We start from the raw sequence: 14,039 nt of genomic DNA on the forward strand, positions 1-14,039 counted from the left end.
ATGGTAGGTTTTAGCGGCAACGTCCGACGGATAGCAACAGTACTGACAGCATCCGATCGGGCGTCCGGAGACCTCCGCAGTGCCGAGAGCGCCGGTGACGACGCCGCCGAGTCGATGGGCCGTGCGGAGCGCCGCGCCCGTGGGGCTAAAATGGGCTTCATGGCGTTGGGGACCGCGACCGTAGCTCTCGGTGGATCAATCGCGCTGCTCGCGGGCCGGTTCGGACAGCTGGATCGCGAGTTCCAGACGATCCAGACGACGTCGGGCGCGACCACGGAGCAGATGGAGGATATGCGAGACTCCGTGAAGCGCATCGGCGTCGAGCTCCCAGTCACGATGTCTCAGGGCGCGCAGGCGATGAAGGCCCTTTCGTTCGCTGGCCTCGACGCTTCGGAGTCGATGGACGCCCTGGCGGCGACGTCTGAACTCGCCGTCGCCTCGGGGATGAACGCCTCGCAGTCGGCGAAGACCGTGGCGCAGTCCCTCAACGCATTCAACATGGAGGCCGAGCAGGCCAACGCCATCGTGGGGGCGATGGGTGCGACCTTCGCATCAAGCGCGACGAACATCCAGTCCCTCTCACAAGCGCTGACCGAGGTCCAGGCGACCGCGAGTTCCGCGGGCATCTCGGCTGCCGAGACTGTGGCTGCCATCGGGACACTGGCGGACTCCGGCCTCGAAGCCTCGAAGGCCGGGACGTCGCTGAACGCCGTCCTCTCGCGCCTGACCGGGAACAGTAGTGAAACCCAGAAGGCCCTGGAGGAACTCGGCCTCTCGACTCAGGCGTTCACCGACTCGTCAGGCGATCTGAAGAGCATGACCGACATCCTGGGCACCCTCTCGTCCGAGATGGACGACGTCGGTTCGCAGGCCGAGCGAATTGCTCTCGCCCAGCAGCTCGTCGGGCGTGAGGGTGCGCGGGCACTGCTGCCGTTGATGGAGGACACGGACAAGTTACAGCAGAAGCTGGAAGACAATCTCCGTGCCGAGATACAGGGTGCCATCGGCGACCTCGCAGAGTTGAACGATCAAGAGCTCTCGGGAGTGTCGCAGGCGCTCGGGATGGACGTCTCGGAACAGACGGGGACGAAGGAGTTGATCACGAACCTCCGCAAACTCTCAAACGAGGGTGAGTCTACTGCCGAGATCGCGTCACGTCTCCAGGTCGGTCTGGGGCTGACTGATCAGGCCGCGCAAGCACTCGCCAGTGACATCGCGGACACGAATCAGCCGGTCAAAAACATCGCAGAGGGAATCGGAGGTGTGACAACCGCTGCGGAGCTGGCCGAGAAGCAGACACAGACGCTCTCGGGCCAGGTCCAGCAACTCCGCTCGACGCTTCAGGTCATCGGGTACGAGATCTTTGTGGGCACGAAGCCGGCGATCACTGCGCTTGTCGGTGCACTCCGGTCCGTCGCTGATCCAATCTCCGAGAACGAGACGCTTGCTCGCGGGCTCGGTGCCGCGTTGGTCGCACTCACGGGCGCAGCGGCGGCCGCGACCGTCGCGTTCGGCGCTGCATACGTCCAGGCTGCGATCCTGCCGGCCGTCCTGAATGTTGTCTCTGGGTCGTTCATCGCCGGCGCCGCGAGTGCGACCACGCTGACGGGCGCGCTCTCCGCGCTGCTCGCACCACTCGCGGCGATCGCCGCGCCGGCGCTCGCGATCGTCGCTGCGGTCGGCGTCCTGGTCGCCGCGTTCTTCGTGATGAAGGAGGTCATCGAGAAGGACATCCTCGGCGTCGGGAGCGACCTCGCCGTCCTCATGGACCGGATCGGCGCCGTCATCGACTTCCTGAAGCCGACGATCGACCCCCTCATCGGCATCCTCGTCGAGCTGGGGAAGATCCTCCTGGCCGTCGCTGCGGCGCCGCTCGTCCTGCAGATCATGGCGATCATCAAGGGGCTGAAGCTGCTCTCCGATATCGTCGTCTGGACGATCGACGCGATAATGGGCCTCGTCAACGGGACGAAGACCCTCGAGGGCGTGATGAACGACGCCGCCGGGAACATCGTCGCGTTCTTCTCCGGCATCGGCTCGACGATCGCGAACGCCCTCGGCTCGATCGACTGGGGCGCCCTCGCCTGGACGATCGTCGAGGGGCTCGCGGCCAGGCTCGGAGCCGCGTTCGGCCTCTGGGTGAAAGGCTGGCAGCTCTACCTCGGGTTCCTCGTCAAGTTCTGGACGACAGTCCCCGGCCTCGTCCTCGACGGGATCATGGCGCTCCCCGGGCTCCTCTGGGACGGCCTCAAGGCCGGGTTCGGCCTCTGGGTGAAGGGCTGGCAGATGTACCTCGGGTTCCTCGTCGACTTCTGGACGTCGGTCCCGGGGATCGCGATGAAGGCGGCGAAGAAGATCCCGCGGGCGATCATGAAGGGGCTCGAGGCGACGGCACCAAACGTCGCCGCGGGGATCCGGAAGGTCGTCCAGGTCATCCGCGACTTCCTCCCGTTCTCGAACGCGAAGCGGGGGCCGCTCTCGTCGATTATGAGCGTCGGCGGGAAGATCGTCTCGGCCATCGCGAGCGGACTGAAGAACTCGGCCGGGAAGGTCGCGAGCGCGGCTGGCGACGTCGCCGGCGCCATCAAAGGAAAGCTCTTCGACGTCGTCTCCGGCGCGAAGGAGAAGGGCGCGGCGCTCGCCTCGACCGTCGCGGACGGCGCGAAGTCAGCCGGCGGGAAGGTCAAAGACGCCGTGACCGACGTCGCCGACAAAGCGGGCTCGGTCCTCCCGATGTCGAACGCCGAGGAGGGCCCGTTCTCGAACCTGATCGAGCGCGGGCAGAAGCTCGTCTCGACCGTCGCGAAGGGTGTCGAGGGCGAGGACTCCACGCTCCAGGACACGCTAGCCGGCGTCGCCGAGGGGACGCCCCTCGGCCAGGCAGCGTCGACGCTCGTCGGCGCCATCGGCGGCTCCGGCGGCCCGGCTGCCGCGCTCGGCGGCGGGCCCGCCGCCGGCGGGAGCGGCCCGATCCAGATCGTCCTCGAGCAGACGAACGAGTTCGGGAACGCAAGCGACCGCGAGGAGATCCGTCAGATGGTCCGCGAGGCGACGCGGAACGGCGGCGAAGACGCGCTCGCGGAACTGGAGCTCCTGCTCAAGCAGACTCTATCGGAGGCTTAGAATCATGGCACTCACAGGACCGAGAGACGGAGCGAACGACACAGCAGACGTCGTCACGGTCGGCGACATCGTCCTCGCCGGCGTAACGCGCGTCGACGGCAGCGGGGGCTGGAACGCCCCGTCGAAGACGACCGAGGAGGGTTTCGAGTACGACTCGTACGTCGATACCGAGCCCCTCTCCGCGTCGATCGAGGCGTGGGTCGACGACTCCGAGCTCCGAGAGCTGAAGCGGCTCCGGGAGTCGACGGAGCCGTTCCCCGCGTCGGTCGACCACGTCTCCCTCGACCTCGCGAAGCTCGAGGACCTCTCCGTCGAAGGGGAGGGGAACATCCGGTCGCACCGGAAGGTGACGATCGAGCTCGCCGAGGTCCGGGAGGCGACGGTCGGGATGACGGAGATCTCGATATCGACCCCGTCCGGCGACATGGGGACGGCCGCGAGCGACTCTTCGCCGTCGGTCGCCCAACCGCAGGACGACGACTCGGGAACGACCGACGAAACGACGAACAGTAACGGGATCGCCGAGTTCCTGGGCGACGTCCAGGATGGACTCGCGGGGATCTTCTGATGGGTGAAGTCATCCCGATCCCGAACGAGCGGGCGACGGAACGCCGGCCAATCCACATCGAGTTCACACCCCGGGCGTTCCCCGGGAACCGAATCGCCGTGCGGCTCGACTACAACGCGGTGATGGACCGCTGGACCGTCGAGCTCGAGCACGTCAACCGCTGGTACCGGATCACCAAGTCGGTCGCGACGCCGTACCGGCCGTACGAGTACCTCCCGTGGTTCGTCTGCTACTTCGCAGACCCGTCCGGGAAGGCGACCGAGATCACACCCGACAACCTCGGCGACGACATGAAGCTGTTCCTCGTCCCGGGGCCGTCGGGCAAACCGCCGGAGGATGACGGATGACACGCGTCTGGACCCAGGTCCGCAGCGTCGAGGCCGGCGAGGTCGACCTCACCGGGCTCAACCTCGACATCAAGGTCCGGAAGCCGAAGGAGGACCCGCTCGGGTTCGACGTCCAGACGTGGAACCTCTCGCGGGACTCCTGGAGCCGGATCGACAAGGGAGACCTCGTCCGCATCCGCCTCGGATGGGACGAGGCCGACGTCGCGACGGTCTGCCTCGGGAAGATCGAGACGGCGAAGCCCTCGCGGGACGGCCGCGACAAGAACTACCGTCTGAAAGGCGTCGACGAGTCCGAGGCGGCGACGAAGACGAGGATCTCCGGTCGGTGGCGAAACCGCAGCCCCGACGAGATCGTCTCGGCGATCGCCGGCGAGATTGGGCTGACCCCGATCGTCAAGGACGTCGGTGACGAGATCGACGGCGCCTACTCGGTGACTCGCGAGCAGCAGGTCCGAGCGTGGCTCGACGAGCTGCTCGACTACGCCGCCGACATGACCGGGGCGGCCTGGGAGTGGTTCGCCTCGCGCGGCCGGCTTCACTTCGTCCCGCAGACGCAGGAGACGGTCGACGCGCCGACGCTCTCGTACGACAACACCCTGCTCTCGATCCAGGACACGACGGAGCCGGACGACGACGTCGACGAGAAGCTTGAGTTCGAGGCGATGCTCGAACCGGCGATCGAGAAGGGCGCCGCGGTCTACGTCGACACCGAGGACTTCGAGGGCGCCTACAGAGTCGACGAGTACGAGTTTCAGTCCTCGACCGAGTCGGGTGACCACCTCGTCCGGGGGAAGTGTACGCCGATCGAGGCGGCGCGGCCCGCGAACCAGCCGACGTACGGTGGCGGCCGCGGCCGAACTGGGGTGACACGCTGATGTCCCGCGACGTACCCGAGGGCGATGGCGGCGATTCGGGCGGGCTAAACATCGTCGCGACGCTGCGGAAGTTCGTCAACGACTCAGTCCGCGGGATTTACACGACGTCGACGGTCATCGTGGTCGGCGTCAACGAGGCAACCCGGCGGGCCGAGGTCGAGCTGAAGGCCGATCGGAACGCCCTCGTCGACAACGTCCCGATCGCCTCGCCGTTCGCGACCGACGGCGCCGGGATGATCGTCCCCGTTCAGGAGGGCGACGAGGGGCTCCTCTTCCACGCTCGCGAGCCCATCGAGAAACAGCTCGCGACGTCCGGCGAGGTCGCGCCGGAAGGGGAGCGGCGGTTCACCCTCGAAGCCGGCGTCTTCCTCCCGGAGATTTGGCTCGACGACATGGACGTCCCCGACCACCAGGATGGGGAGTTCCAGATTGCCATCCAGGACGACGGCTCGGCACTGCGGATGTTCCCTGACGGCCGCGTCCGCGTCGAGCACACCTCGGGAAAGGTCATTGCGATGGACGCGGCCGGCGCCGTGACGATCGGCAACGAAGCATCCGCAGCGGCGGTCCTCAATGCCGACGCCGAGCTTGAGTACGAGGACACCCAGCCCGACGGCTCGACGTCGACGAAGACGGTCGACGTCATCGACCCGGGAACGACTGACCTAGAGTCATCATGAGAGAATTATGAAATACAAACGAACGCTCCGAGTCGAATCGAACGGCGATATCGCGATGCCGAATCAGAAAGCGGAGTTCCTTGACGGCCAGCGCGGCGCCGTCCAGGAGCTCAAGATTCTACTCTCGACGGTCCGCGGCGAGGACCCGTTCGCGCCGGACCACGGTCTCGACCTTTTCGAGGCGGTCGGTGGCCCCGACGCGATCCTGGAGCGGGAGATTCGTCGGGCGCTGATCCGAGACGAGCGCGTCGACGCAGTGGACTCCGTCGAAATCGGGCGGAACGAACCGGGCGCACGCGTTGCCGAGGTGATAGTTGGTGTATCGCTCTTCGATAGCGACACCGTCCAGTTCGCCGCGGAGGTCGGATAGATGCCCTACGGAGTTCAGCAGGACGGGAGTTTCGAACGGAAGCACGTCGATACGATCCGACAGGATCTGAAGCGTATCTTCAAGAATGAGCTCGGCGAGGACATCGAGCTCCGTCCGAGTTCGCCGATCACCCAGATCATCGACGCCACTGCGATCGAACTCGCGCGGCAGTGGGCCGCGGCGGAGGGTGCCTACTACGCGAGCTTCTACCAGGACGCGAGCGGCGAGGCGCTTGACAAACAACTCGCGTTGGCGGGCTTCTCACGGATCCCGACCCGCCCCGCGACCGGTGAGGTTGAGTTCTCGCGCAGTGACCCGGCACCGAGCGACGTCACGATCTCGGCAGGGACGACTATCACGACCGAGCGGACCGAGACTCGCCCGCGGATTCCCTTTGAGACGACCGAGGGTGTCACTCTTACCAAGGGGGCGACATCGGTGATAGCGCCGGTCGAGGGGCTCAAACCCTGGCAGACGGATCTCGACGAACGGTGGCTCGGTGAGGAGACGAATGTCGCAGCTGGAACGATTATCCGCTTCGAAGACCCTGTTTCCGGCGTCGACGCCGTGACGAACCCAAAGCCGACCGGTGATTCCACCGTTGATTTCGCTGAGGGCCGCGACCGCGAGACAGACGCGGAGTTCAAACTGCGGTACGAGAACACATTCGCGGCACCTGGATCGTCGACGCCACCCGCGATGGAGGCGTCGATCTTCCAGTTCGATGAGGATATCGTCTCTGTGCGTGTCGAAGAGCGGCGTGACGACCAGAACAACGAGTACGGGCCCGAGGTGGTTGTCCTCGCACCGAACGTCGCCGATGACAGTATCGCACAGGCTATCCTCGAGAGTCGTGGCGCTGGCCTCCAATCGTATGGCTCGCTCTCGGGGATCGCGACGATGGATGACGGTCGTGAACGAATCGAATCATTCGAACGCGCCGATCGGATCACCATCTACGTCGATGTCGATCTTACGACGAGTTCGACGTTTCCGGATGATGGCGAGAATCGGATCGAGAATTCGATCATCCGGTATATCGGCGGACAAGCTCACGATGACATCCAGTATCCTGGTCTCGAAATCGGAGAAGACGTCATCTACGACCAGGTGAAGCGTCGCGTGATGGAGGTTCGGGGCGTTGTCCAGGCCGACGTCTATCTCGGAACGGGTGATCCGCCCGAGAGCGAGTCGAACGTGACGATCCGCGACCTCGAGGTCGCGATGACCGGCACCGACGAGGTGGCTGTCACAGATGTCTAGTGACGAGACGCCCGCAGAGCGACTCGAGGAGCTTCTCAAAACGCCATACGACTCGGAAGGAGAGGTCTGGCAGGCCCTTCTGACTGCGTTCGCGAACGAGTATGAGGAGTTTGAGCAAACCCTCACCGAGGTACAGAAACAGAAATTCGTTGAAACGGCGACTGGCGAGCCGCTCAACAAGATCGCCGACCTGTTCGGACTTAATCGGCGCCAAGACGAGACAGTTGATGCGTTCCGTGTTCGCGTGAAGGCGGCGTTACGGTCGCAGATCACGACGGCAACCGTCGAGGAGGTGCGTGATATTGTCGCGCTATTACTCGCAACCGACGTAGAGAACGTCAACGTTGAGGAGCCGTTTGATCGCGCACAGGCACAAATCCTGCTTGACGTCCGTAACGAACTCTCGACTGTCGACATCACGAGTTCGCAATTCATCGATGTCGTCGACGCCGCAGTCGCCGCTGGCGTCGGTGTCGGGATCCTATTGACTGAGGAACTCGAGGATACGCTCACACTCGACGACGTAGCCGCTGTACAAACCGATGTCGTCGCTTCGGAGTTGCCCATCGTTAACGAGACGACCCACACCCGAATAGAGGAGTCGACGCAATCCTTCTGGAACGAGGGCCGCTGGAACCTCGACCACTACGACACCCTGAAAGCGGTGCTTGAGGACGAGGTACACTTGGAGACGGTCGCACTCACCGATGCAACGGCTGTCGACGATATGCCTCTCGTCGCGAGCGAGTCGCCGGCGATCAGCGATGGAGCCGCCGTCCAGATTGATGCGGTCGCGATTGAAGAGATCGCGGTCAGTGCTACGGTTCGCGAACGAATTGAACCCGTTGAAGCAGCGTCCTGGAACGAAGGTCGCTGGAATATCGACACCTACGCAGAATTATGACAGAAGTCCAAACTACGTCAGTTACAGACAACGTCCGAGTGGCAACGTACGCGATCGAAACGATCCGCGAACTAATCCCTGACTGGGACCGGATAAGCCGACTAGAGAGGATCGCAGCACTCGAAGACCTAGAACCTGAGACCGAGTTCTCGACGCACAACGTCTCGACGTCGACGTACCGTGAGTACCTCGCACAGCTCCACAATCCCGAAGTAAACTCACAGAGCGTCACTTGGACGCATCTGGCGTTTGGTGATGACGGGACCGCCGAATCGCTTGGTGACGAGCACCTCCTCAATGAAGTCTATCGCGATGCAATCGACGATCACGTCAACAATTCGTCAGACAATGAGTACGCGGCCGTTCTTCTGATTGGAAGCGACGAGGCAGTTGGTCTCTCGCTGAAAGAGGCTGCACTCGTGAGTGAGGCTGATCCTTCGAACAGTGACGATATCGCGGCAAATCGAGCCTTGCTTGACGATCCTGACAACCGACTCGATCCGAAGGATAGTGATCACGCTGTGACTGTCCGGATCGAACTCTCGTACCTCGACAATAGTGAGGTGGTCTAAATGGATCGCGCACAGCCTGGGGCTCGCGGTTCGACAAATCGAAATATCGAATTTGGCGAGACGACCGGACAATACACCGACGGGTGGATCGTACCTGCTGACGACCCAACATTGTCGGCACAGCGATACACCTCCCTCGACGAGACGGCATTCAACGAGTTTGATGCTACCTACTCGGCTGACTCACTGTCGATCACCATCGACCCCGGGGAGGCGTTCGTTGACGGCTGGCTCGCTAGGGATGTTGCCACCGAGATCGTTCTTGATGGCGACACCCTAGGACAGACGATCGTTATTGGATGGGATCCGGATGCCATCTACGACGATCAACAACATTCTGTCCGAGATGAGGCCGATAAGGTCATTGTTGCTCATCAACGAGACGTCGATCAGACCTATCCGACTGCTGAAATCTGGACCTTTGATACAGATATAACCGGAATCACGAACGTCGAGGATCACCGCGATATTGGTCCACAGCTTTCCGAAAAGATCGCTGGCCGGACAGCGATCGACTACCGTGAAGTCGTCGTCGACAACCCAGAGCGACTTCCGATAACGGTACTCAAGAATGGAGAATCGATTGAGGTTCCAGTGTACGTCGATGACGGCGAAACGCTAGCGGTCTATCGGTGGGGAGCATTTGACGCTTCCAGCGCGTTCGCGCCAACTGGGCTTGACGTAGAGTTGCTTGATGGAAACGATACTATTCAGGAGTCACAGAATACCGCAAATACCGAAAGTGACCGGACACCTGTCGCATCGCATGAAAACACCTCGGGTGAACCGACTGTGCTGAAACTTCGTGCAAAAAACTACACTGGAAGTACGATTGAGAATCCCGGCGTAGGATCTCATTTCGGCTATGTGGTGATTTAGATGCCTCGAGGATTGACTGTCTTTGGGGACAGGTCTCTCCAAGTGACAGGGAGATCGTGGTCTAGAAAACTCATACCAGACAGCCAGGGAGCGCTTGTTGATAATCTAATAGTTGACGGTGAAACATACAGGCGCTATGTATGGGAGAATAGTGGGCAACTCATTCCGCAAACTGAAGAAACCGACGTTGATGTTCTTATTATCGGCGGAGGTGGCGGTGGTGGCGGTGACCGCGGCGGTGGCGGTGGTGCTGGCGAGCTGATACACAAAGAGAACTATACGATCTCCCAGGAGGTCTCTATTGCTGTTGGTGACGGTGGCGCAGGTGGATCGAATGACTTTGGTGAAAACGGAAGCAACAGCAGTTTCGGCTCTTTGGTTGCTCTAGGTGGCGGTGGTGGCGCGCCTCATGGGAGTGAAGGCAAAGACGGTGGATCCGGTGGCGGTGGAGGCTGTAACGAAAACAATGGTGGGTTGCCAATAGCCGACACTGGAGTCGGTTATGCTGGTGGGTACGGGCCTGTGAACTGGTCAAATAGTGGTTCTGCTGGTGGTGGTGGCGGTGCCGGTAGTGAGGGAGACACTCCTCAAGGGGGAGATGGGTATCTCGACCATCCGGGCAACGGCGGTGAGGGAGTTGACATGAGTTATGCGTTCGGAGATGATTATGGACAAAGCGGTCTGTTCGCAGGCGGTGGAGCTGGCGGGACTGAAGGCAATGATGGTGCAACAAACAACAGCGACTATTTGCGACCCATAGGCAAAGCCGGGGGTGGTGATGGGGGACGTATTGAATATGATGGTGGTGACGGCTACAACGAAGATAACGGAACCGATGCCGAGGCGAACACCGGGTCTGGCGGAGGGGGAGGAAACTCCTCGGATAGTACTGTCACATCAGGAGGTCGCGGTGCCTCAGGAATTGTTATCGTTCGCTTTGGGCCAATATAATCTGTAACAGATCATATCACATGATTTGTATAGAATATTGATAACAACCTCAATCTATAGCTGAGTAAGCTGACTTGTACATCCTTGATATCGAGACATTTAGACACTTAACCCTCATTTTCGCATAGGCGGGGATGAATATATTAAAATCTCACAGGAAATCGTATGCTAATTTGATTCTTGTGCTTCTTTTCCTTCTGGAAGAACAAGTGTGGCAGATGATAAGGATGAATTCATAGATGAACGAAGATCAGTCACATTTTCGCCATCTGATACGAACACCCAATAAACATATTCGCTATCTCTAAAACTATCGTACTTTTCGCCACTATGATCAACGACAAACAATAATTTATATTCATTTTCCAGAGTTTCGCTCGAGTATATGCTCCCCATTAATCCACCTCTTTGATATGAACTTTTGCTATTGCCAGTCAAAATAATGAATTTTGGTTCTTTATTCAGTACATCCTGTGAAGAGCGATCTCCATGGGCAGCTTCGATGCTATTTAAGCCAATTAAGTCAATGACACGACAATTGCAGTAATAGGGAATCGCTCCAGCATCTCCAAGTGCTACATAATCCGTTCTATCTGTATTGTTGTCTAACCACTTCCCAAGCGGAATATTACCATCATCCAATAGTGACCCGTAGCCCTCCCCAAATGACTGGAGCTCATCATGGGAATACACTGGCGAATTGAAACTTCCATCTTGAAGTTGGGCCGTTGATTCTGATTGTAGTGGTATACTACTGACACCGAACGGATTTATCAACAATATCACCAATACAACCAATACGCCCTTGCTTAAATTGGATCTTTCTGGCCCATTTTCAACAATATTGTTGAGACTCACCAACCCAACTATGCTTAGAATACTGACAACTGGGACCACGGGATGGAAAAATCTGATTGCGTGCATCATACTTGAAGAGATCACCATTGACAAGGCGACCCAAACCAAAACTAAACTCATTAATAGTATCACAGATTCTGAATTGGAACCATTCATGGGCAGTGGATTCACAATTCCCGCCACCTTCTTTGACAGGAGAGTACTTACCCCAATACCCAATATCATCAATCCTGCCGAACCTGATAATATCCTGAGGTAGTTGATTGTATTTATAGTTGATTTTTCAAGCACTCCATCCGACGATAGAGTTGCTGCGATAAAGTCGGGTGTAATAATCAACCCTAGTACAAGCCCTGAGAGACCAGTAGTCAGTAACACCCCTGATATAGCAAATGTTAGCTTCCTGCTTGCAGACTGTTTTGTGTGGATATAATATCCAATGGCGGCTGGCAATAAAAGAACAAACAAATAGGAAACAAACTGTAGCGGATGTGTGATCACCGATGTGCCTGCTCCCCCCTTTATGTAAACTGTATTCGGGAAAAGGTATCCATAATAAAGTAGTCGCCATATGAAGTATGTTGTATAAATAAACCCTCCAAAGAACAGTAATTGAGCGGATTTTATGCCGGCATTTTTGATTGATTCCGATCTATACTTCAGCAGAAAGTAGACACCCACCACAACGAGGAAAACTGCCATTCCCTCATGTCGGGTGAGAGCGAATAACCCGAATGATATCGACGCACAAACCCGTTCATAGACGCTATTCTCTCGCAAAACCAAATAAATTGACACCAGGAACAACAGCGTAAACAAAGACGTGGCTAGGCCGGCGACAGCCCAAAATGCTATTGCGGGAATTGTTGAGTAAAGCAATACAGAAAACGAACTTGCCCTCTTCGAAAGGCCAACTTCCCTTCCAATTGCATATATGAGTGGCAACTGGCCAATCGCAGCTAACCCACCCAGTATCTTAGCCGCGAAAATGCCCTCAAGTCCGAGTGACAAGTACGATGCCATAATCATGACCCAAAGGAAATTTGAGTATCCTTCAACCGGCGCTCCGCCATAATTCCAAGTCAGACCCCCTCCGGAAATCCAATTTTCTGCGTATCTTAGGCTTATATAGGCGTCATCAACTGTGTGCGGCCACATAGCAAATAATTGATACGAGAAAATAGCAACCGCTACAACCATTACTAAATGATAGAAACCAAGACGATCAGTCCCCCTCCGAATTATATTACCGTTCATATAATCTGGAATACCTTCTTGACTAATTTCAGAGCGCCTTGGTCCCAAGCAACTCTATGATCTTTTCCGGTTTGATCAGTAGATGGCTCATAGTTCTTTAAGTACCACTCATATGTGCTAATGAGTGCTTCTCTGTTAGAATATTCAGGTTCCCAACCGAGACTACGCAGCTTGTCCACAGATACGTAGGAATCCTCATGGGCAGTCTCGTATACCCACGGATATAGCGGCGAAAGATTGAGCGCGTTCAATACACGGAGTGCAAGTACAGTCAATGGGGCAGGCGTCCCGATCACGCGCTTCCCAGTGCCAGCTTCGTCAAGCAACGCTTGGAAGTCCTCTTTCATTGTTTCGTACTCCGTTGCACCCACGTTGAATGTGTCATTCACTTCTTCTTCCTCCAACGTGAACATCAATTCGATAGCCTGCACGAGGTCGTCTACGTGCAAGAGCTGATACTGGTTGTTACCCCATCCCACGAGCGGGACATTCGCGCCGTCCTCGACCCAGTCAAATAGAACTTGGAAGACCCCGAGTCGTTGCGGGCCGATGAACGTTTTCGGCCGAATTATCGGGACACACATCCCCATCCGACGGAAATCCTTACAGACTTTCTCGGCCTCTATCTTGGCGTTACCGTATGGCCCGACACCATCAAGCGGTGACTCTTCCGTAATTGGATGCGTTTCATGTGTTCCATAGACTGCTGTTGAGGAAATGTAGACGACTCGATCGATGTCGAGTTCATTTGCTGCCCAGAGCACAGAACGCGTGCCGTCTACCGTTACCTCCCATATTTCGTCATCGTCCCAGAGAGGAAGTGCTGCCGCACTGTGGACAACTACGTCGGCATCAGCTTCTTCAAACCCATCCAATACGGCATCCTCGTCGCGGACGTCTGCTTCTATGAAGTCAATGCCCTCTGTATCGTCCTCTTCGTTGAACGGCTTCAGATCGAGTGCAGTTACGTCCCAGCCCTGTTCATCCAAATGCTGGCACGTATGGAGGCCAAGAAAGCCTGTTCCACCGGTGACAACCACGGAGTCGTATTGGTTATCCTGAGATGTTTCCTCTTCTATCGTACTCATCGTGTCGAACGACTTAGCGTGAACCCATTATGCTTTCTGTTCTGTCTACTTTGTCGCTGTGAACGAACCGCCTTGGAACTAGAAATATTATTTACCAGGCTGTGCCCTTCTCGACAATCCCAACTGAACAGATGTTGTAGGGACATAACCAGCAGAATTACCCTTTCACCGGCGAAAATCATCTGTAGATGTATTCCCGAGCTCACGCACTCCTCTCCGCCGCAATCGGAATCCCGCTTGCTGTTGGGGCCTCAGGCGTGCCCGCATCTGCGGGCCTCTGGGGATACGTGCTCCTACTGGGTGT

13 protein-coding genes are annotated in these 14,039 nt (G+C 58.1%); 11 read left to right on the top strand and 2 right to left on the bottom strand.

The features are described 5' to 3' along the window. From ACERIT_RS06115 to ACERIT_RS06165, 11 genes are read left to right on the top strand one after another with little or no spacing between them, the layout of a single operon-like run. Positions 1-3,123 carry a phage tail tape measure protein gene (locus ACERIT_RS06115; protein WP_373673953.1) on the top strand — a complete coding sequence of 1,041 codons (3,123 nt, stop codon included), beginning with the start codon at positions 1-3 and terminating at the stop codon, positions 3,121-3,123. A 4-nt stretch (positions 3,124-3,127) separates the two neighbouring features. Beyond that, positions 3,128-3,691 carry a hypothetical protein gene (locus ACERIT_RS06120; protein ID WP_373673954.1) on the top strand — a complete coding sequence of 188 codons (564 nt, stop codon included), beginning with the start codon at positions 3,128-3,130 and terminating at the stop codon, positions 3,689-3,691. Further along, on the top strand, positions 3,691-4,038 hold the full coding sequence (locus ACERIT_RS06125) for a hypothetical protein (RefSeq protein ID WP_373673955.1): 348 nt from the start codon (positions 3,691-3,693) through the stop codon (positions 4,036-4,038). Before ACERIT_RS06120 ends, ACERIT_RS06125 begins: the two co-directional genes overlap by 1 nt. Then, a complete protein-coding gene (locus ACERIT_RS06130; RefSeq protein WP_373673957.1) occupies positions 4,035-4,913 on the top strand; it encodes a hypothetical protein in 879 nt (292 codons plus the stop codon). Before ACERIT_RS06125 ends, ACERIT_RS06130 begins: the two co-directional genes overlap by 4 nt. After that, on the top strand, positions 4,913-5,593 hold the full coding sequence (locus tag ACERIT_RS06135; RefSeq protein ID WP_373673958.1) for a Gp138 family membrane-puncturing spike protein: 681 nt from the start codon (positions 4,913-4,915) through the stop codon (positions 5,591-5,593). Before ACERIT_RS06130 ends, ACERIT_RS06135 begins: the two co-directional genes overlap by 1 nt. A gap of 55 nt (positions 5,594-5,648) precedes the next feature. Beyond that, positions 5,649-5,963 (top strand): hypothetical protein, encoded by a 315-nt coding sequence (locus ACERIT_RS06140; protein WP_297884501.1) that lies wholly within the window; start codon positions 5,649-5,651, stop codon positions 5,961-5,963. Further along, a complete protein-coding gene (locus tag ACERIT_RS06145) occupies positions 5,964-7,226 on the top strand; it encodes a baseplate J/gp47 family protein (RefSeq protein WP_373673959.1) in 1,263 nt (420 codons plus the stop codon). Further along, positions 7,219-8,130 carry a hypothetical protein gene (locus ACERIT_RS06150; protein ID WP_373673960.1) on the top strand — a complete coding sequence of 304 codons (912 nt, stop codon included), beginning with the start codon at positions 7,219-7,221 and terminating at the stop codon, positions 8,128-8,130. Before ACERIT_RS06145 ends, ACERIT_RS06150 begins: the two co-directional genes overlap by 8 nt. Then, positions 8,127-8,702 carry a hypothetical protein gene (locus tag ACERIT_RS06155; RefSeq protein WP_373673961.1) on the top strand — a complete coding sequence of 192 codons (576 nt, stop codon included), beginning with the start codon at positions 8,127-8,129 and terminating at the stop codon, positions 8,700-8,702. Before ACERIT_RS06150 ends, ACERIT_RS06155 begins: the two co-directional genes overlap by 4 nt. After that, positions 8,703-9,581 carry a hypothetical protein gene (locus tag ACERIT_RS06160; protein ID WP_373673962.1) on the top strand — a complete coding sequence of 293 codons (879 nt, stop codon included), beginning with the start codon at positions 8,703-8,705 and terminating at the stop codon, positions 9,579-9,581. 42 nt (positions 9,582-9,623) lie between these two features. Next, positions 9,624-10,532, top strand: a complete 909-nt coding sequence (locus ACERIT_RS06165; protein WP_373673963.1) for a glycine-rich domain-containing protein — start codon at positions 9,624-9,626, stop codon at positions 10,530-10,532. A 168-nt stretch (positions 10,533-10,700) separates the two neighbouring features. Here the strand turns inward: ACERIT_RS06165 and ACERIT_RS06170 are convergent, their stop codons facing one another. Together ACERIT_RS06170 and ACERIT_RS06175 are read right to left on the bottom strand one after the other, a co-directional pair. Further along, positions 10,701-12,647, bottom strand: coding sequence for an ArnT family glycosyltransferase (locus tag ACERIT_RS06170; protein ID WP_373673964.1), 1,947 nt, complete (start codon positions 12,645-12,647; stop codon positions 10,701-10,703). Beyond that, complete coding sequence (locus tag ACERIT_RS06175; RefSeq protein WP_373673965.1) at positions 12,644-13,735, bottom strand: NAD-dependent epimerase/dehydratase family protein; 1,092 nt, start codon at positions 13,733-13,735, stop codon at positions 12,644-12,646. The genes ACERIT_RS06170 and ACERIT_RS06175 overlap by 4 nt, the downstream gene beginning before the upstream one ends. Positions 13,736-14,039: the final 304 nt, after the last annotated feature.

It is taken from the genome of Halopenitus sp. H-Gu1 (assembly GCF_041821145.1).
Classification (GTDB): Archaea; Halobacteriota; Halobacteria; order Halobacteriales; family Haloferacaceae; genus Halopenitus.